Source organism: Austwickia sp. TVS 96-490-7B, from assembly GCF_019331795.1.
Taxonomy (GTDB): domain Bacteria; phylum Actinomycetota; class Actinomycetes; order Actinomycetales; family Dermatophilaceae; genus Austwickia.
In genome coordinates this window covers 438,462-457,250 of the sequence record NZ_JAHPZL010000008.1, presented here as the reverse complement: position 1 = coordinate 457,250, position 18,789 = coordinate 438,462, and the positions used below count along the sequence as shown (strand labels likewise).

Genomic DNA, 18,789 nt, shown 5'->3' with positions numbered 1-18,789 from the left:
AGGCAGAATGGGCGCCGTGACCGACGATTCCCGACGCCACGACAGCATCCTTGATCCCGCACTGGTGGCCCGGTTGCGCCATGACCGGGATGGCCTGGTTGCTGCGGTGGTTCAGCAGCATGACACCGGTGAGGTGTTGATGGTGGCGTGGATGGACGATGAAGCGTTACGACGGACGTTGACGACGGGACGGGTGACTTTCTGGTCTCGCAGCCGTGGGGAGTATTGGCGTAAGGGGGATACCTCGGGGCATGCCCAGTGGGTGCGCTCGGTGCATCTGGATTGTGACGGCGATGCCTTGCTGGTCCGGGTCGATCAGGTGGGTGTGGCGTGTCATACCGGTGCACGGACGTGTTTTCACCACGATTTAGGCGCTGTGGTGGGGGAAAACACTGCCGGGGAGGGCGCCCGATGAGTGCGGGAGCGTCGATGGCGGCGCCGTACCTGGGCTACGGGAAGACGTGGCCAGAGGCCGACGAATTTATGGTGTGGGCGTCGCAGCGGCCGGTGGTTCCGGTGGTGCGGAGGTTGTTGGCCGATGGGGAGACCCCGGTCGGGGTGTATCGCAAGTTGGCTGGCGGTCGCGCCGGGACTTTTCTGCTGGAATCGGCTGAGCACGGCGGGGTGTGGTCGAGGTATTCCTTTGTGGGGGTGTCTTCTCGGGCGGTGTTGACAGAGTCTGGTGGGTCGGCGCGTTGGTGCGGTGATGTTCCTGCGGGTTTGCCGACTCAGGGTGATCCGGTGTCGGTGTTGCGGGACAGCCTGGCGGCGTTGACCTGTCCGCCGATCCCTGGGCTGCCACCGTTGACCGGTGGTTTTGTGGGGTATCTCGGGTACGACGTGGTACGCCATTGGGAGCGGTTGCCTGAGACGACCGTCGATGATCTTCAGGTGCCGGAATTAGCGATGATGCTGGTCACAGACCTGGCGGTGGTGGATCACCACGATGGGTCGGTGTATCTGGTCGCGTTGGTCATTGATGAGGGCCAGGATCGGGGCGAGGCGTATCGGCACGCTCAGGCGCGATTGGATGCGATGACTGAAGCGTTGTCGGTGCCGGCTGCCAGCACTGTCGCGATCATTGATGACGAGCTGCCTGGCACGTGGGGGGAGCCTGCGCCGACGAGCACGGTGGATCGGGACCGTTTTGAGGACATGGTCCGTGCCGGTCAGGAGGCGATCCGGGCGGGCGAGGTGTTCCAGGTGGTGCTTTCGCAACGTTTTGGAGTGCCCTGTCCGGCGGATGCGGTGGACGTGTATCGGGTGTTGCGGACGTCGAATCCCAGCCCGTACATGTATGTGTTGCGGTTAGCTGATGCGTCTGGGCGTCGTTTTGACGTGGTCGGATCCAGCCCGGAGGCCTTGGTGAAGGTTCAGGATGGGACGGTGTTGACGCATCCGATTGCGGGGTCTCGTCCCCGGGGAGCCTCACCTGAGCAGGATGAGTCGTTGGCTGCGGAGCTGGTCGTGGATCCGAAGGAACGCGCCGAGCATGTGATGCTGGTAGATCTGTCTCGTAACGACCTGCAGCGAGTCTGTCAGCCGGGAACGGTTGAGGTGGTGGACCTGATGAGTGTCCATCGATACAGCCACGTCATGCATTTGGAGTCGGCGGTCACGGGAGTGTTGCGTCCGGATCGGAGCGCTTTTGACGTGCTGGCGGCGACGTTCCCGGCGGGGACACTGTCCGGGGCGCCAAAACCGCGGGCGATGGAGTTGATCGAGGAGCTCGAACCGACCCGTCGAGGCGTGTATGGCGGTGTGGTCGGCTACCTGGACTTGCATGGTGGGTTAGACGCGGCTATCGCGATCCGTACGGCGGTGATCGTGGAGGGGATGGCTTACGTCCAGGCGGGTGCCGGGGTGGTGGCGGACTCGGTGCCGAGCAGTGAGTATGCGGAGACGATAGCTAAGGCAGGGGCGGCGGTCCGAGCAGTGCGTCGGGCAGCGACCCTGCGTCAGCCATGAGGGGCGGCCGGGGCGCTGAAGGATGGCCGGCATGGGTGACCGGGCGCGCCTTTGTCGTCTCGGTGCTCCTGGGTGGGGCGGGGCTGGGGTTGCTGGCTGGTGCTCGCCCGGTGGTCAGTGCTTCACCGGGGACCGCGGTGTTCTCCGCAGCGGCTCGGGTCTCGTTGTCTGGCTCGGCGTTGGTCCCAGTCAGTACGGCGCTGCTGCTCGCAGTGGCAGCTGGGGCGGTGGCCCTGACGGTGGCCGGTCGGCGGGTGCGGGTCGCGCTCGGAGTGGGGTGCGTGGCGGCAGGGGTGATGGCTGAGATTTACTGGCGTCTGGCGTTATCTGATCCGTCAGCAGCGTTCGGGCAGGCCATGATTCCTCGGGGCGCACCAGTGACTGGGGTTGAGGTGGATCCGGTGGCGTGGCTCATCGATGTTTCATGGGGGGTGATCATCATTGCCGGGGTGGCTGTCGTTCGGTGTGGTGGCCGGTGGGCTCCTTCGGGACGTCGTTATGAGCGGAGAGATTCCGTGCACCTGGCAGGAGCGGTCGGTCGCGCTGACACTGCTGCGATATCGGGGAGCGAGGAGTCCGATTGGGATGTGCTGACTCGGGGGGATGACCCCACGGTGAGGCCTCCGCGGAACGACCGGTAGGCGCACAGCTGCGCCGCCTGACGGCCAACCTGGGGGTGAGGTGAGGTCTCGGACGGCGTAGTTGTCATGGCCTTGGCACAATGGCGGCCACGACGGGGTGACAGTGGCCTTTGCTGTCCGCAGCGGTGCTGTGGAGAGGTGACGGGCCACGATGGCAGTCGTCGTGACCTATGTTCATGAACGGTGGAGGAAGCACAGATGTCCGGCAAGGTCTCGCACGGTAACACTCCTGCTGCCTGGACGGGCACCTTGTTGATCCTGATCGGCGCGGCCTGTATTTGTGTCGGCCTCGTCGCCGAGCTGTCCTGGTTGTGGATCGGCGGTGTGGTGATCACTGTGGCCGGGGTAGTTGCCTGGATTGGGATGAACCGTGCGGGGATGACCCACGACCTGTTCTGAGGGACCTGATCGCTGCGGCTGACAGCTGCGGCGTCTCTGTACGCGACCGGGTGTCTGGTGATCTCGGGCCCACTAGTTAGGGTGAGCGGCGTGCCTACCGTTCTGGACGATCTCCTTGCCGGTGTCCGTGAGGACCTGCAACAGCGACGCTCCCAGGTGAGCCTGGAGCAGGTGAAGGAACGCGCTGCTCGCGCTGTGTCCGCTAGGGATGGTGTGGCGGCCTTGCGAGGCGCTGGCACCGGGGTCACGGTGATCGCGGAGGTCAAACGCAGCAGCCCCAGCAAGGGGGCGTTGGCGATGATTGCCGACCCTGCGGGCTTAGCCCGCGATTACGAGGCTGGCGGGGCCAGCGTCATTAGTGTCCTCACCGAGAAGCGACGCTTCGGAGGGAGCCTGGACGATCTCGTCGAGGTGCGGTCCGCAGTCGACATCCCCGTGCTCCGCAAAGATTTTGTCGTTGACCCTTACCAGATCTGGGAAGCGCGAGCCTATGGCGCAGATCTCGTTCTGTTGATCGTCGCGGCCTTGGAGCAGGAGGTTTTGGTGGGTTTGCTGGAACGGACCCGATCGTTGGGGATGTCCGCGGTGGTGGAGGTCCATGACGACATCGAAGCGCGTCGCGCCATGGATGCCGGCGCTCGGATCATTGGCATCAACAACCGTGATTTGAAGACGTTGGACGTGGACCGGGGGACATTCGCCCGGGTAGCGCCGATGCTGCCTGCCGAGACGGTGATTGTTGCAGAGTCGGGGGTGCGCGGCCCCCATGATGTCCTGGAATTTGCCCGCCACGGTGCTGACGCCGTATTGGTGGGAGAAGCCCTGGTCACTGGGGGGCGACCACGGGAAGCAGTGCACGAGTTGGTCACGGCCGGAGCGCATCCGTGCTTGCGGCACGGGAGCGAATCGTGACTGTCCCGCCGTCAGTGGGGCGGTTTGGAGAATTCGGCGGGCGATATGTGCCAGAAGCACTGATGGCCGCTTTGGACGATCTGGACCGGGCTCGTCACCAGGCCTGGGCTGATCCGGCTTTTCGTGATGAGCTGAACCGGTTACAGCGGCTGTATACGGGGCGCCCCAGCCCGTTGACCCCGGCCCTGCGTTTTGCGGCGCATTGTGGCGGAGCGCAGGTCTTCCTCAAACGCGAAGACCTCAACCACACCGGGTCCCACAAGATCAACAATGTGCTCGGGCAGGCATTGTTGGCGGTGCGGATGGGTAAATCCCGAGTCATCGCCGAAACCGGGGCAGGACAGCATGGGGTGGCCACGGCTACTGCGGCCGCACTCATGGGGCTGGACTGCGTCGTGTATATGGGGGAGCGCGATACCGAACGGCAGGCGTTGAATGTCGCCCGGATGCGTTTGCTGGGGGCACAGGTGGTGCCGGTCAGGCAAGGGAGCCGGACGCTGAAGGACGCTGTCAACGAGGCGTTACGGGACTGGGTGGCGCACGTGGATGACACTCACTACGTCCTCGGCACGGTCACCGGGCCGCATCCTTTCCCGGAGATGGTGCGTGACTTCCACAGCGTGATCGGTCAGGAGGCTCGGGAGCAGATTCTGGAACAGGCCGGTCGGCTCCCGGACGCTGTCATCGCTTGTGTCGGCGGTGGCTCGAATGCCATCGGGATCTTCCACCGGTTCCTCGACGATCATCACGTTCGCCTCATCGGGGTAGAGGCCGGTGGCGAAGGCATCGAATCTGGGCGTCACGCTGCTCGGTTCAGTGGCGGCACTCCGGGGGTATTGCACGGTGCGGCGACGTACCTGTTGCAGGACGAGGACGGGCAGACAGTGGAATCCCACTCGATTTCAGCGGGATTGGACTATCCCAGCGTTGGCCCGGAACATGCCCACCTGTATGCCACCGGACGCGCTGAATACCGTCATGCCACTGATGACGAAGCAATGGCCGCTTTTCAGCTGTTGACTCGGACCGAGGGGATTCTCCCGGCCATTGAGTCCGCCCATGCTCTCGCCGGGGCGATGCAGGTTGGTCGCGAGCTGGGACCGGACGCGGTGCTGGTGGTGAACCTGTCTGGTCGAGGTGACAAGGACGTGGATACTGCCGCTCGCTATTTCGGATTGGTTGATGAAGACACAACACCGTCGACCCCACAGGAGCGGGGATGATGACGCAGCGCACCGGTGAAGCCCGGATCGCCGAGGTTTTTGACCAGGCACGTGCACAGGGTCGAGCGGCTTTGGTGGGATATCTCCCGGTAGGTTTTCCACAGGTCGCGGCGTCTATTGAAGCCATGCAGGTGATGGTTGAAGCAGGCTGCGACATCGTCGAAGTTGGGGTGCCGTATAGCGATCCGGTGTTAGACGGTCCGGTGATCCAGGACGCGGCAGCCCGCGCGTTGCGTGCCGGTACCCGGTTGGCGGATGTGTTGACGGCGGTGCGTGCGGTCTCTGATGCCGGAGGCACTCCGGTGGTGATGAGCTATTGGAATCCGATCCTGCGGTACGGCGTCGATGCTTTTGCTGCGGAACTTGCCGCCGCTGGAGGGGCGGGGTTGATCACTCCCGATCTGGTCCCTGACGAGGCGGGAGTGTGGCTGGAGGCGGCACAGCGCTACGGGCTGTGCCCGATCTTCCTGGTCGCTCCCAGCAGCACTGACGAGCGGTTAGCGATGACTGTGGCGCAGTGTCGCGGTTTTGTCTATGTGTCGTCAGTGATGGGTGTCACTGGGGCGCGGGCGGAGGTGGGTTTTGCTGCTCAGGGTTTGGTTGATCGGACCAGAGCAGCGACTGCTTTGCCACTGTGTGTTGGCCTTGGCGTTGGAAACCGTTACCAAGCAACAGAACTGGCACGTTACGCTGACGGCGTGATCGTCGGCTCCGCGTTGGTCAGGACGATCGGCACGGACAGGCCGTGGCTCGACCGGATTGCTGCGCTCCGAGAACTGACTCAGCAACTGGCCGAGGGAGTTCGGACAACAGGGAGAGAAGGATGACTGTGACGCAGGTGGAGACACCGACCCCCACCCCTTCCCGGATGGTGGCCTGGTACCCCTGGCTGACGATCGCGTCGCGACTCGTCCTCGCCGTGGTCTGGATCTACGCTTCCGTCACCAAGATTGATCGTCCGACGACCAGCGCCCGCGCAGTCCAGGCGTACCAACTGTTTTCCTTCGACCTCGCCGCCATGATTGGGCAGTCGCTGCCCATCGTCGAGCTGGCGCTCGGGGTGCTGCTTTTGGTGGGGTTGTTCACTCGTCCTTCCGGGTTCATCTCTGCGGTGCTGCTGGTCTTCTTCATCATTGGTATCGGCAGTGCCTGGGCCCGTGGCCTGCGAATCGACTGTGGATGTTTCGGTGGAGATGGCAGCCTGGCGCCCGGTGCTGATCCGAGTTACTGGGTGGAGATCGTGCGGGACATGGCCTTCCTGGTCTGCGCAGGGTGGCTGTGTTGGCGGCCGGAGAGCCACTGGTCAGTGGATCGTCTCATCGACAACAGGTGATCGGTGCCCTCGAGTCTCGTTCGGGGCTGACGGCGTTGCTGATTCTTACCTGAGCGTCCTGTCCAGATCGGCACCGTAGGCTGGTGGCCCCGTCCGACAGTTGGAACATCAGGTGCCCTTCGGGGTACCGCTCTGCCCCAAGGAGAGAAACGCATGCCGACTCCGACAAACGATCGTCAGGCGAAGATCGCTGCGGCCTCGAGGGCGCAGACGAGTCCCGTCAAGCTGATCCTGGCGCTCGTCGTGGTCATCGTCGTGGTCATCGGAGTCGGGGTGACTCTTTTCATGAATCGCGAAGACGACGGCATGCCGGGCTCGTTGCCTGACGGCAAGTCCTCGCCTGGAGCGACGCTGCCTGAGATGCCCTTGCCGAAGGGAGTGGCCAGCCCGACTGATGCGATCGTCGCGACGAACGACGGCAAGCTCAAGGATGGTGTGCCCACACTGACGATCTTCGAGGACTTCCAGTGCCCGTTGTGCAAGGTCAATGAGGACAAGTACGGGCAGAAGATCGCCGAGATGGCTAAAGCCGGCAAACTCAACGTCGTCTACTACGTCAAGACCTTCCTTGATGACAACCTGCGTAACGATTCGTCGGTGAAAGCCGGCAACGCCGCCATGTGCGCTGCCAATGAGGGAAAGTTTGAAGCGGTGCATGACAAGTTGTTCGCAGCTCAGCCTAAAGAAGGTGACGGGTACGCCGACAGTGCGATCGAAAAAGCCGGTCAAGATGCCGGTTTGACCGGTGCAGCATTCGATTCGTGGAAGCAGTGCGTCTCGGAGAAAAAATACTCCCGTTACTTGAAGTCAGTGGAAAAGCACACCAGTGACAAGCTGAAGATCATTGGCACGCCGGCGTTCTACCTGAACGGCCAAGTCATGAAGTTGGAAGGGGTCAACGACGGCCAGGCCTTCGAGGCGAAGATCTCCGAGATGGCAAAGTGATGTTGCCGGCGTCGATTCCCAGCCCTGATGTGGCGGTCTGGTATCTCGGGCCGTTTCCTGTCCGGGCGTATGCGCTGTGTTTGCTGACGGGAATCGTGCTGGCCACCTGGATCCTCGCGAAGCGGCTGGCGCGTCGGGGGGTGGAGCCTGAGCGGGCCTTGGATGTGGCGCTGTGGGCGGTGCCCTTCGGTATCGTCGGTGGGCGTCTTTATCATGTGATCTCCAGTCCGCAGCCGTATTTCGGTGCTGGCGGCAGCCCGATCCGGGCGTTGTACATCTGGGAAGGTGGCCTGGGCATCTGGGGTGCAGTCGCACTGGGTGCGCTGGGTGCTTGGCTGGGATGTCGTCGGTACGACGTGCCCTTCCTCACCCTCGGTGACGCATTAGCGCCAGGTTTGGCGTTGGCTCAAGCGGTCGGGAGGTGGGGTAACTGGTTCAACAACGAGTTGTACGGCGGCCCCACCGACCTTCCCTGGGGATTGGAAATCCATCAGTGGAACCACGCTTTGGGTCGAGCCATGGTGGATGGATCCGGGCAGCCGGTGGTCATCGGGACGTTTCATCCGACATTCCTGTATGAGTCGCTGTGGTGCGTGGCGTTGGCTGGAGTGTTGTGGTGGATGGGGCCTCGCCTGGATGGAGAGCGTCGCCCGGGTCGGCTATTTGCGGTCTACGTGATGGGATACACGCTCGGTAGGGCGTGGATCGAATATCTCCGTATCGACGACGCTAACCATTTCCTCGGGTGGCGATTGAATAACTGGACATCGTTGGTGGTGTTCTGTTTCGGCGCATGGTGGTTCTGGTGGTTGTCCCGGCGTACCCCGGCAGAGCCACAACTGGTGGCTGGATCAGTCGCTGAGCCTTCCCATGAGGTGGAATCCCTCCCCCCGGCGGCCACTCCTGAGCCGACATCGGTGACTGAGGTCGGAGCCGATGAGGGGGCAGAGAAGAAAGATCCGCCTGCTTCTCGCTCTTAATCCGACCTGACATCCGCAAACACGGTGGGCCCCCACATCAGATGTGGGGGCCCACCGTGCGTGCTCTAGCAGGTCACTTCTTAGGCGCGGCGGCGGTCACTCCCCGTGAGGTGCACACGTCAGCGGGTTTGTTGTCGGTGAGAGTGCACAGATGCGCGGTCAGCATGTTGGCTGAGCCGAGGATGGCGCGGGCTTCTGGTGAAGAGGTGTCTTTGAGTTTGGCGGCAATCGCGTCACCGTCGGCCCCGGGCAAGAAACTGGTGCCGTCGTATGACGTTCCGCTCGTAGCGGTGCCCCAGTACAGCCACGGAATACCTCCCCTGGGGTTGAGTTTCGCTTTGAGGGCCTTGTCCGCGGGGGTGAGTTCTGCCATCGGCTGGCCGTGCCGGTCGCTGAGTTCAACGCCGTCGAAGTGCAGGTATTCGCTGGTGTAACGGGAGCTCTTGAAGGTGACCGACGGGATATCGGACAGCGCCCCTTCCTCCGGACTGGACAGGCTCGGTTGGAGTCCGTCAAAGGTGCCGAAGCGGGAGAGCGCGATCACCAGCGGCCACCGTTGCACAGCGCAGAAGGGACAAAATTCGGCGCCGACGTACAACACGCGTGGCTTGCCGTCGACCTTTTCGACCTTGCCGTCAGTGACCGGGGTGGGGAAGTGGGCGACCGTCCCCGCTCCGACGGCATCGAGATCAGCGGCGGGGACAGACACCATCGCTTTGACGTAGGCGCCGCTGCCGGTGCCTCGAGGGGTGGGGGTCGCGCTCGCAGCAGGCGATGAGGTGCCACCCGTGCCCTGGGTGAGCGCCCACATGCCGACCACGACCAGGGCGACTGCGCAGACTGCGGCGATGGCTGTGCGCACGGCTTTGCCGCGTTGGGTGTGGGAGCGCTGTTCGGCCTGCATCGGGTGGGGTGTGCTGGGGGGAGAGGGATGGTCGCTCTGACTCACGGGTGTTCTCCTTGGCTGCGTCCTCTGCGGCGGGTGGTGCTGGGACGGATGGGGCACCTCGGCCATCCTAGGGGTGGGTCGAATGGGGCTGACGTGACATTTCGGCCGGGCCGGAGTGCCGTTCATCCACTTCCTCACCTGTTCGTCTCGGAATATGAGACTTCAGGGATCGTATGTCGGTCGGTTGAACCGGTAGAGTGCCGCCACTGGACAGCGCTGTCCGGCGCACGTCCAGGCCGTGCACCGCTGCAGCCTGGTGTGCTGTCCCTCTTCACTGACCCTCAGTCGGTCCACGCAGACAAGGACGGTGAACGACGTGTCCGCACGTGACTTCTCCGCCATCCCGTCCCGGACGGGGCTCTACGACCCTGCCCTGGAGCATGACGCCTGTGGCGTGGCCATGGTGGCCACGCTACGAGGCACGGCGGGGCATGACATCGTCGAGCAGGCGCTGACTGCACTGCGCAACCTCGACCATCGCGGCGCCACCGGAGCCGATCCGATGGTCGGTGACGGTGCAGGCATCCTGCTGCAGGTCCCGGACGCATTCCTGCGCGCCGTCGTCGACCTGGACCTTCCCGCACCAGGCAGATACGCCGTAGGCACCGCCTACCTGCCCGTCGATGACGCAGAGCGGGCCGACGCCGTCCGTCGTATCGAAAGCCTCGCCGTCGAGGAAGGACTCCAGGTCCTGGGATGGCGCGATGTGCCCGTCCGAGCTGATGTCATCGGCCAAGTCGCCCGCGATGTCATGCCCCATTTCGCTCAGCTCTTCGTCACCGGCGCCGGAGATCACAGCGACGCTGAAGGCATCGCCGTGGACCGACTCGCCTTCTGTCTGCGCAAACGAGCCGAACACGAAACGGGGGTGTACTTCCCCTCACTCTCCGCGCGAACCCTCGTCTACAAAGGGATGCTCACCACCGAACAACTCGACGAGTTCTACCCTGACCTGCACGACACCCGTCTCGTCAGCGAACTCGCCCTGGTCCACAGCCGGTTCTCCACCAACACCTTCCCCAGCTGGCCGCTGGCCCACCCCTACCGGCTCATCGCGCACAACGGCGAGATCAACACAGTCCGCGGAAACCGTAACTGGATGGCCGCCCGAGAGTCGGTCCTAGCCAGCGACCTCATTCCCGGAGATCTGAGCCGGCTGTTCCCCATCTGCGACCCGCATGGATCGGACTCCGCATCATTCGACGAGGTCCTCGAACTGCTACACCTGGGTGGACGTAGCCTGCCGCACGCGGTATTGATGATGATCCCCGAAGCGTGGGAAAACCACGCGGAGATGGACCCGGCCCGCCGCGCCTTCTACGAATTCCATGGCTGCTTCATGGAGCCATGGGACGGCCCTGCGTGCGTCACCTTCACCGACGGCTCCGTGGTGGGTGCCGTCCTGGACCGCAACGGACTTCGCCCAGGACGATATTGGATCACCGACGACGGCCTCGTCGTACTGGGCAGTGAGGCGGGAGTGCTGGACATCCCCTCCCATCGAATCGTGGAGAAGGGTCGCCTCAGTCCAGGCAAGATGTTCCTCGTCGACACCGCCGCCGGACGGATCATCTCCGACGATGAAGTCAAATCTGCGCTCGCTGAGGAGCATCCGTACGGCGAATGGCTCGCTGAGGGGATGGTCAACCTGGCTGATCTCCCCGAACGCGAACACATTCTGCACACCCCCAGTTCGGTGGCTCGTCGCCAGCAGACCTTCGGGTATACCGGCGAGGATCTGCGGATCGTCCTGGGGCCGATGGCAGCGACCGGGGTCGAAGCGTTGGGATCGATGGGCACTGACACGCCGATCGCAGTGCTCTCGGCGCGTCCACGGTTGTTGTTTGATTACTTCACTCAGCTGTTTGCGCAGGTCACTAATCCGCCATTGGATGCCATTCGGGAAGAACTGGTGACGTCGGTCGCAGCGACAGTGGGTCCGGAGTTCAACGCATTGGATGCCTCGGCTCGCCATTGTCGACAGATCGTGTTGCCGTTCCCGGTGATCGATAACGACGAGTTAGCCAAGATCGTGCACATCGATGCGGACGCGGACGCACCGAGTACCCGCACGGTGGTCATTTCCGGGTTGTACGACGTCTCTGGCGGGGCTGCCGCGATGCGCCACCGTCTGGAGATGATCTTCAAGGAAGTCTCCGGCGCGATCCGCCGTGGCGCCCGCTTCGTGGTCCTCTCCGACCGAGACTCCACCGCCGATAAGGCACCGATCCCGTCGTTGCTGCTCACCGCGGCGGTGCATCACCACTTGATTCGGGAGAAGACTCGCACCAGGGTCGGTCTGCTGGTGGAGGCGGGAGACGTCCGCGAGGTCCACCATGTGGCCTTGCTCATTGGTTTTGGCGCTGCCGCAGTCAACCCCTATCTGGCCATGGAAACGGTGGAAGACATGGTCCGCTCTCGGGCCATCACCGGGGTGACCAGCGAAAAGGCTGTAGCTAACCTCATCAAGGCCTTGGGCAAGGGCGTGTTGAAGGTCATGTCCAAGATGGGAATTTCGACCGTTGCTAGTTACCGAGGTGCGCAGGTTTTTGAGTGCATCGGATTGTCCCAAGAGGTCGTCGACGCGTACTTCACTGGGACCACCAGTCGGCTGGGCGGCATCGGTCTGGACGTGATTGCCCAGGAGGTCGCCGCCCGACATGCGGTGGCTTATCCGCGCAGTGGGGTGGGTAATGCGCACCGCACTTTGTCCATCGGAGGGGAGTATCAGTGGCGTCGAGAAGGCGAGCTGCACCTCTTTGATCCAGAGACAGTCTTCCGGTTGCAGCATGCCACTCGTAGTCGCCGGTATGACCTGTTTAAGCAGTACACCTCCCGTGTTGATGACCAGTCCAAACGCTTAATGACGTTGCGTGGCCTGTTTGAGTTCGAGCTGGCGGGGCGCACCCCGGTGCCGATTGAGGAGGTTGAACCGATCTCCCAGATCGTCAAGCGGTTTTCCACCGGGGCGATGAGCTATGGCTCGATTAGCCGGGAGGCACACGAGACGTTGGCGATCGCCATGAACCGGCTGGGCGGGAAATCCAACACCGGTGAGGGCGGCGAGGACGTGGAACGACTCCTCGACCCGACGAGGCGTAGCGCCATCAAACAGGTGGCTTCCGGCCGTTTCGGAGTCACCAGCCTCTATCTCAGTGAGGCTGATGACATCCAGATCAAGATGGCGCAGGGAGCGAAGCCTGGTGAGGGCGGCCAACTGCCAGGCCACAAGGTGTATCCGTGGGTGGCGCGGACTCGGCATAGTACGCCGGGGGTGGGGCTGATCAGCCCGCCGCCGCATCACGACATCTACTCGATTGAGGACTTGGCGCAGCTGATCCACGACCTGAAAAACGCCAATCCGGACGCGCGGATCCACGTGAAGCTAGTGTCTGAGATGGGAGTGGGCACGGTCGCTACCGGGGTCAGCAAGGCTCACGCCGATGTGGTGCTCATTTCCGGGCATGACGGGGGCACTGGAGCTTCCCCACTGACCTCGTTGAAGCACGCAGGTGGGCCTTGGGAATTGGGGTTGGCCGAGACTCAACAGACGTTGGTGCTCAACGGTCTGCGCGACCGGATTGTGGTGCAGACGGATGGGCAGCTCAAGACCGGTCGGGACGTGGTCATCGCAGCCCTGCTGGGGGCGGAGGAGTTTGGTTTTGCTACGGCGCCATTGGTGGTGTCCGGATGCATCATGATGCGGGTGTGTCATCAAGACACCTGTCCGGTGGGGGTGGCCACCCAAAACCCTGAGTTGCGCAAACGCTTCTCCGGGCGTCCGGAGTTCGTGGAGACCTTCTTCGAGTACATCGCGCAAGAAGTTCGTGAACTCTTGGCGCAGCTTGGCTTCCGTTCGATTGAGGAGGCCGTGGGGCAGAGTTCTCTGTTGGATGTGCGACATGCCGTGGATCATTGGAAAGCGGTGGGTCTGGATCTGACGCCGATCCTCACTGAAGCAGTCCCGCAGGACGGTACGGCGCGGTATTGCACTCAATCTCAGGATCACGGTCTCCACCAGGCATTGGACAACGATCTGATCGATCAGGCCCGTGCAGCGTTGGTCTCCGGTGAGCCGGTCCAGGTGCGGGCCAGCGTCCGTAACGTGAATCGCACGGTCGGGACGATGCTCGGCCACGAGGTCACCAAGGCACATCGAGACGGTCTGGCGCCCGACACGGTGCGGGTCGACTTGACGGGGCAGGCAGGACAGTCGTTGGGTGCATTCCTCCCCGTAGGTGTGACTCTCACCCTGGTCGGTGAGGCCAATGATTACGTCGGCAAAGGCTTGTCTGGTGGGCGGATCGCGGTGCTTCCGCCGACGGAGGCGCCGCTAGTGGCCGAACACAATGTCATCGCAGGCAATGTCGTCGGTTACGGCGCGACCAGCGGCGAGATTTTCCTGCGTGGCAAAGCAGGGGAACGGTTCTGTGTGCGCAACTCCGGGGCGAGCGCGGTCGTCGAAGGGGTGGGTGACCATGCCTGCGAATACATGACCGGTGGTGTCGTAGTGGTGTTGGGACCGACTGGTCGAAATGTCGCGGCCGGGATGTCCGGTGGGGTCGCGTATGTCCTGGATCTTCGTGAGCAGCGAGTCAACCGTGATCTTGTGGATGTTCTTCCGTTGCGTGAGCAGGACATCAACCCGGTGATGTCGTTGTTGCGCAGACATGTGGAGATGACGGGGTCGACAGTGGCTGCAGGCCTCTTGGCGGATTGGCCGACGGCGCGACGGCGCTTCTCGTTGATCCTGCCGCGTGATTATCAGCGTGTCCTCGACGTACGAGCTGCCTCTGAGGCGGAGGGGCTCGATCTGGATGGCTCCCAGGTGTGGGAGCGGATCATGGAGGCTTCCCGTGGCTGACCCCCAGGGCTTTTTGACCCATCGTGAGCGTCGTCTGCCGACTCGTCGTCCGGTGCCGGTGCGGTTGACCGACTGGTCCGAGGTGTATGAATCTCAACCCGTCGGGGAGTTGCAAGAGCAGGCGAGCCGTTGCATGGACTGCGGTATCCCGTTCTGTCACAGCGGTTGCCCGTTGGGCAACATCATTCCTGATTGGAACACTTTCGCCTGGCGGGGGAGGTGGGGTGATGCGATCGAGCGGCTGCATGCCACCAACAACTTCCCTGAGTTCACGGGGCGGTTGTGTCCGGCACCGTGTGAGACGGCGTGCGTGTTGGGGATTAATCAGCCCCCGGTCACGATCAAGCAGGTCGAGGTGACGGCGATTGAGCGAGCTTTCGATGACGGTCGAGTGCAGCCGATGCCGCCGGAGCGGCTGTCGGGGCATACGGTGGCGGTTGTCGGTTCTGGCCCGGCGGGTCTGGCTGTGGCTCAACAGCTGACCCGAGCTGGACACACAGTGGCGGTGTTTGAACGGGCTGATAAAGCGGGCGGGTTGCTTCGGTACGGCATTCCTGAGTTCAAGATGGAAAAGTCCGTTTTGGATCGCCGGTTGGCTCAGATGAGAGCTGAAGGTACTCGTTTCCGCACCGGTGTCGCGGTGGGGGAGGACATCACTGGTGCGCAACTGCGCCGTCGTTACGACGCAGTCGTCGTGGCTATCGGATCGACGGTGCCGCGGGGACTTGCTGTTCCTGGTCATGACTTGGATGGTGTCGTGCAGGCGATGGCCTATCTGCCGCAGGCCAACCGGGTTGCCACTGGCCAGGAGGTCACTGACCAGGTCGTGGCTACCGGCAAAGATGTCGTGGTGATTGGTGGCGGTGACACCGGAGCTGACTGCGTTGGTACGGCGCTGCGGCAGGGTGCGCGGTCGGTGACCAGCTTGGAGATCATGCCGAAGCCTCCGACCGACCGTGCGCCGGGGCAGCCGTGGCCGACGTACCCGATGTTGTATCGGGTGGCCAGCGCGCATGAGGAGGGTGGCGAGCGGGTCTACGCGGTGAACACCCTGGAGATTGTCGATGATGGCCAGGGACGTGTGGGCGGCATCAAGATCGCCGAAGTCCGCCAGGAACAGGGTCGGCTGGTGCAGGTCGAGGGCACAGAGCGGGTGCTTCCGGCTCAGCTGGTGCTCCTAGCGATGGGTTTTGTGGGTCCGGAGCAGGCAGGCCTGGTCGAGCAGTTGGGACTTGACCTAGATGAACGTGGTGCTCTGGTCCGTGATTCTTCCTACATGACTTCAGTCCCGGGTGTCTTCGTAGCTGGAGACTGTGGGCGGGGTCAGTCGCTGATCGTGTGGGCGATCGCCGAAGGGCGGGCGTGTGCGCATGGGGTCGACGAATGGTTGACTGGTTCGTCGGCTTTGCCGCGGCCGATCGACCCTACAGACAGGCCGTTGACCGTCTGAGATCTCTTTCGGGCGAGGGATTCTCACCTGGCTTTCTGCCGGTGGGACAGTCCCTCGCCCGAGAGCGCTCAGGGGGCTTTGAGGGGGACGCGCCACGCCTGGACAGTTGTCCTGGTCAACGATTCGCTGAGGCAGACGTAGAATGGAATTCATGCGTCGCGCCAAGATCGTTTGCACTATTGGTCCCGCGGTCGATTCCCCCGACAAGATCCGTGCCCTCGTCGACGCGGGTATGGATGTCGCCCGGATCAACCGCTCTCACGGTTCGTACGAGGACGCCGAGCGTCATATCGCCATGGTCCGTCAGGCAGCTGACGACGCCGGACGCAATGTGGCCATCCTCGTCGACCTCCAGGGTCCCAAGATCCGCACCGGCCGGTTCGCCACCGGCCCCGTGCTCCTCAACGACGGCGACCGCTTCACCATCACCATCGACGATGTCGAAGGTGACGCAGAGCGTGTGTCCACCACCTTCAAGGGCCTCACTGGAGACGTCCGTCCCGGTGATCTGCTGCTGGTGGACGATGGCAAGATCACCTTGCGGGCCACTGAGGTCAGCGCCACTGACGTGGTGACCGAGGTCGTCGAGGGTGGCACCATCTCCAACAACAAGGGCATCAACCTGCCCGGAGTGCCGGTGAGTGTCCCGGCCCTGTCCGACAAGGACGAGGAAGATTTGCGCTGGGCCCTGCGCAACCGCGCCGACTGGATCGCGTTGTCCTTCGTCCGTGATGCTCGTGACGTGATCCGTTGCCACGAGATCATGGAAGACGAGCAGGTCCGTCGGCCTGTGCTTGCCAAGATTGAGAAGCCTCAGGCTGTTGCCAACCTCGCGGAGATCATCCGAGCCTTCGACGGCATCATGGTGGCCCGGGGTGACCTGGGCGTCGAGATGCCCCTTGAAGAGGTCCCGCTGGTGCAGAAGCAGGCGGTCGCTCTGGCTCGTCGGGAGGCGAAGCCGGTCATCGTGGCCACTCAGGTGCTGGAGTCCATGATCGACAACAGTCGACCGACCCGCGCGGAGGCGAGTGACTGCGCTAACGCTGTCCTCGACGGTGCCGACGCGCTCATGCTCTCCGGAGAGACCAGCGTCGGGTCCTGGCCGATCAACGCCGTTCGTACGATGGCTCGAATCATCGAAAACACCGAGGATCATGGGCTGTCCCGGATTCCCCCGTTGGGGACCGAGCCGTCCACGGTCGGTGGAGCTGTGACCGCTGCTGCGGCGCGGATTGGGCACCAGTTGCAGGCGAAGTATTTGGTGTGCTTCACCTCTTCCGGTGACTCGGCTCGTCGGATGTCGCGGGTCCGGTCAGCGCTGCCGATGCTGGCGTTCACCACGGATGGTGAAACTGCGCGACGGTTGTCGTTGACCTGGGGTATTCGGGCGTTCGTCATCCCGCAGTTCAGCCACATGTCCACCATGGTGGAGGCGGTTGACCACGCACTGCTGTCCGAGGGTGTGGTGACCCAAGGTGATGTCTTGGTCGTGGTGGCCGGGCGTCCGTTCGGTGTCAGCGGCACGACAAACTCGCTGCGTGTGCACGTGGTGGGCAGCGTCGATAGCTGACCCGATGGGTCATCGTGGGCCCTCCCAGGCATCAGTCTGGGAGGGCCCACGACCACTTCAGGGGGAGGTGTGGTTCGAGCATCGACAAAAAGGTCGTATGCTAGGCGAGCACACCGCGCCCTCGCCGGGATGGTGGAATGGCAGACACGGAGCACTCAAAATGCTTTGACCGAAAGGTCGTGCGGGTTCAAGTCCCGCTCCCGGCACCAACTAGCCAAGGCCAATGACGCCCGTGACACCCAGGTGGGTTGCGTCGAGCTGCGAAGCCCGCCGTTCAGCCGATTCACTAGGATGATCGCGTGACCGAAAAGCCTGACGTTCCTGTACCCACCCCTCCGCCTGCGCGTCCGCAGTCTGCGATGACCGATCGCGCTGCTGGTGGGGCACCTCGAGTCGTGGTCGCCGAGGATGAAGCCCTCATTCGACTCGACCTGGCTGAGATGCTCGACGATTCGGGCTATGAGGTTGTCGGACAGGCCAGCGACGGAGAGCAAGCCGTGGCCATGGCCCGGGAGCAACAACCTGACATGGTGATCCTCGACGTTAAGATGCCCGTTCTGGACGGCATCTCCGCCGCCGAGATCATCGGCAAGGAGCGGATCGCCCCATGCATCATGCTCACCGCGTTCAGCGATCGTGATCTCGTTGAACGAGCCCGCGACGCCGGGGTCATGGCTTACGTCGTCAAGCCGTTTACCATCGACGACCTGCGGCCTGCCTTGGACATCGCCCGGTCCCGGTGGGCTGAACTCCACGCGCTGGAAGCCGAAATCGCCGATCTGGGCGAGCGGTTAGAAACCCGCAAAGCAGTGGACCGAGCCAAAGGCATCCTGCAGGAGCAGATGGGCCTGACTGAATCCGAATCTTTCCGGTGGATCCAAAAGACCGCAATGGACCGGCGTCTGGGCATGCGCGAGGTCGCTCAGCTTGTCATTGATGGGCTGCCCAGCGGCAGCAAGAAAAAACGCTGACATCGCGACCCACGACAGCACCAGTGATGGGGCCGGTCCGACCACCGTCGGGACCGGCCCCATCACTGTGACACGACCCTTCAGCTGGCCTCGCCATTACGGGACGCACCCGGCGCCGCGGCAACCAGCATGCACGTCAGCCGCGAGGTACACACCAAACGTTCCTGCTCGTCTCGAATTTCCACCGTGTACGTCGCGACAGTGCCTCCGCCGTGGACCATCGTCGCCGTCCCCCTGACGATGCCCTCACGGACCGCCCGATGATGCGTGCAGTTCAGCTCCACTCCCACCGCAAGCCGACCACGACTCGCTGCATAATGCGCCGCGGCGATCGACCCAAGAGTCTCAGCGAGCACGGCACTGGCACCGCCGTGCAACAAACCATACGGTTGCTGATTCCCCGCGACCGGCATGGTGCCTGTGGTGCAGTGCGCGCCCTGCTCCACCACCTCAATCCCCATCCGACCGAGCAGGGTATCCGCGAGGTCAAGGACCGTGCCGTGCAACTGTGCAGATGGTGTCACCATCACCGGTTCCCTTCGTGGTGGCCACCACGGTGACCGACGACATTCTTCGCCCTCACG

The 18,789-nt window shown here is 63.2% G+C and carries 16 protein-coding genes and 1 tRNA gene; 15 read left to right on the top strand and 2 right to left on the bottom strand.

Annotation, left to right across the window (positions count from 1 at the left end; genetic code table 11):
• The first annotated feature begins 16 nt into the window (after positions 1-16).
• The 10 genes from hisI to lgt all read left to right on the top strand — a co-directional run bounded on the left by hisI (position 17) and on the right by lgt (position 8,401).
• Complete coding sequence (gene hisI / locus KEM60_RS12630; protein ID WP_255574604.1) at positions 17-415, top strand: phosphoribosyl-AMP cyclohydrolase; 399 nt, start codon at positions 17-19, stop codon at positions 413-415.
• Positions 412-1,968 carry an anthranilate synthase component I gene (locus KEM60_RS12625; RefSeq protein ID WP_219107940.1) on the top strand — a complete coding sequence of 519 codons (1,557 nt, stop codon included), beginning with the start codon at positions 412-414 and terminating at the stop codon, positions 1,966-1,968. The genes hisI and KEM60_RS12625 overlap by 4 nt, the downstream gene beginning before the upstream one ends.
• Positions 1,969-2,003: 35 nt before the next feature.
• Positions 2,004-2,609 (top strand): Trp biosynthesis-associated membrane protein, encoded by a 606-nt coding sequence (locus tag KEM60_RS12620; protein ID WP_219107939.1) that lies wholly within the window; start codon positions 2,004-2,006, stop codon positions 2,607-2,609.
• A 198-nt stretch (positions 2,610-2,807) separates the two neighbouring features.
• Positions 2,808-3,008, top strand: coding sequence for an HGxxPAAW family protein (locus tag KEM60_RS12615; RefSeq protein ID WP_219107938.1), 201 nt, complete (start codon positions 2,808-2,810; stop codon positions 3,006-3,008).
• Between the two features lie 90 nt (positions 3,009-3,098).
• The gene (gene trpC / locus KEM60_RS12610) at positions 3,099-3,920 is read left to right on the top strand and encodes an indole-3-glycerol phosphate synthase TrpC (protein ID WP_219107937.1); all 822 of its coding nucleotides are present in this window, start codon (positions 3,099-3,101) and stop codon (positions 3,918-3,920) included.
• 62 nt (positions 3,921-3,982) lie between these two features.
• Positions 3,983-5,143 carry a tryptophan synthase subunit beta gene (gene trpB / locus KEM60_RS12605; protein WP_255574664.1) on the top strand — a complete coding sequence of 387 codons (1,161 nt, stop codon included), beginning with the start codon at positions 3,983-3,985 and terminating at the stop codon, positions 5,141-5,143.
• A complete protein-coding gene (gene trpA, locus KEM60_RS12600) occupies positions 5,140-5,970 on the top strand; it encodes a tryptophan synthase subunit alpha (RefSeq protein WP_255574599.1) in 831 nt (276 codons plus the stop codon). The genes trpB and trpA overlap by 4 nt, the downstream gene beginning before the upstream one ends.
• Complete coding sequence (locus tag KEM60_RS12595) at positions 5,967-6,476, top strand: MauE/DoxX family redox-associated membrane protein (RefSeq protein ID WP_255574597.1); 510 nt, start codon at positions 5,967-5,969, stop codon at positions 6,474-6,476. Before trpA ends, KEM60_RS12595 begins: the two co-directional genes overlap by 4 nt.
• A 153-nt stretch (positions 6,477-6,629) precedes the next feature.
• The gene (locus KEM60_RS12590) at positions 6,630-7,421 is read left to right on the top strand and encodes a thioredoxin domain-containing protein (protein ID WP_219107935.1); all 792 of its coding nucleotides are present in this window, start codon (positions 6,630-6,632) and stop codon (positions 7,419-7,421) included.
• Positions 7,421-8,401, top strand: coding sequence for a prolipoprotein diacylglyceryl transferase (gene lgt, locus KEM60_RS12585; protein ID WP_219107934.1), 981 nt, complete (start codon positions 7,421-7,423; stop codon positions 8,399-8,401). Before KEM60_RS12590 ends, lgt begins: the two co-directional genes overlap by 1 nt.
• A gap of 73 nt (positions 8,402-8,474) precedes the next feature.
• Here lgt and KEM60_RS12580 read toward each other — a convergent pair whose 3' ends face one another.
• Positions 8,475-9,350, bottom strand: a complete 876-nt coding sequence (locus tag KEM60_RS12580) for a DUF929 family protein (RefSeq protein WP_219107933.1) — start codon at positions 9,348-9,350, stop codon at positions 8,475-8,477.
• 316 nt (positions 9,351-9,666) lie between these two features.
• Here KEM60_RS12580 and gltB point away from each other — a divergent pair, with 316 nt between their 5' ends.
• From gltB to KEM60_RS12555, 5 genes are all read left to right on the top strand, one after another.
• On the top strand, positions 9,667-14,214 hold the full coding sequence (gene gltB, locus KEM60_RS12575) for a glutamate synthase large subunit (RefSeq protein ID WP_219107932.1): 4,548 nt from the start codon (positions 9,667-9,669) through the stop codon (positions 14,212-14,214).
• On the top strand, positions 14,207-15,664 hold the full coding sequence (locus KEM60_RS12570) for a glutamate synthase subunit beta (RefSeq protein ID WP_219107931.1): 1,458 nt from the start codon (positions 14,207-14,209) through the stop codon (positions 15,662-15,664). The genes gltB and KEM60_RS12570 overlap by 8 nt, the downstream gene beginning before the upstream one ends.
• Before the next feature lie 151 nt (positions 15,665-15,815).
• Positions 15,816-17,234 (top strand): pyruvate kinase, encoded by a 1,419-nt coding sequence (gene pyk, locus KEM60_RS12565; RefSeq protein WP_219107930.1) that lies wholly within the window; start codon positions 15,816-15,818, stop codon positions 17,232-17,234.
• 123 nt (positions 17,235-17,357) lie between these two features.
• Positions 17,358-17,443: transfer RNA gene (locus KEM60_RS12560), tRNA-Leu, on the top strand.
• Between the two features lie 150 nt (positions 17,444-17,593).
• Complete coding sequence (locus tag KEM60_RS12555; protein WP_219107929.1) at positions 17,594-18,205, top strand: ANTAR domain-containing response regulator; 612 nt, start codon at positions 17,594-17,596, stop codon at positions 18,203-18,205.
• Between the two features lie 80 nt (positions 18,206-18,285).
• On the opposite strand, the gene KEM60_RS12550 is transcribed toward KEM60_RS12555, so the two are convergent.
• Positions 18,286-18,732 (bottom strand): PaaI family thioesterase, encoded by a 447-nt coding sequence (locus tag KEM60_RS12550; RefSeq protein WP_219107928.1) that lies wholly within the window; start codon positions 18,730-18,732, stop codon positions 18,286-18,288.
• Positions 18,733-18,789: the final 57 nt, after the last annotated feature.

Coding starts and splice junctions, on each gene's coding strand:
- trpA (WP_255574599.1), top strand. CDS start 5,140: ATGATGACGCAGCGCACCGGTGAAGCCCGGATCGCCGAGGTTTTTGAC.
- lgt (WP_219107934.1), top strand. CDS start 7,421: ATGTTGCCGGCGTCGATTCCCAGCCCTGATGTGGCGGTCTGGTATCTC.
- KEM60_RS12595 (WP_255574597.1), top strand. CDS start 5,967: ATGACTGTGACGCAGGTGGAGACACCGACCCCCACCCCTTCCCGGATG.
- KEM60_RS12555 (WP_219107929.1), top strand. CDS start 17,594: ATGACCGATCGCGCTGCTGGTGGGGCACCTCGAGTCGTGGTCGCCGAG.
- trpB (WP_255574664.1), top strand. CDS start 3,983: ATGGCCGCTTTGGACGATCTGGACCGGGCTCGTCACCAGGCCTGGGCT.
- KEM60_RS12625 (WP_219107940.1), top strand. CDS start 412: ATGAGTGCGGGAGCGTCGATGGCGGCGCCGTACCTGGGCTACGGGAAG.
- pyk (WP_219107930.1), top strand. CDS start 15,816: ATGCGTCGCGCCAAGATCGTTTGCACTATTGGTCCCGCGGTCGATTCC.
- KEM60_RS12550 (WP_219107928.1), bottom strand. CDS start 18,732: ATGGTGACACCATCTGCACAGTTGCACGGCACGGTCCTTGACCTCGCG.
- KEM60_RS12615 (WP_219107938.1), top strand. CDS start 2,808: ATGTCCGGCAAGGTCTCGCACGGTAACACTCCTGCTGCCTGGACGGGC.
- KEM60_RS12590 (WP_219107935.1), top strand. CDS start 6,630: ATGCCGACTCCGACAAACGATCGTCAGGCGAAGATCGCTGCGGCCTCG.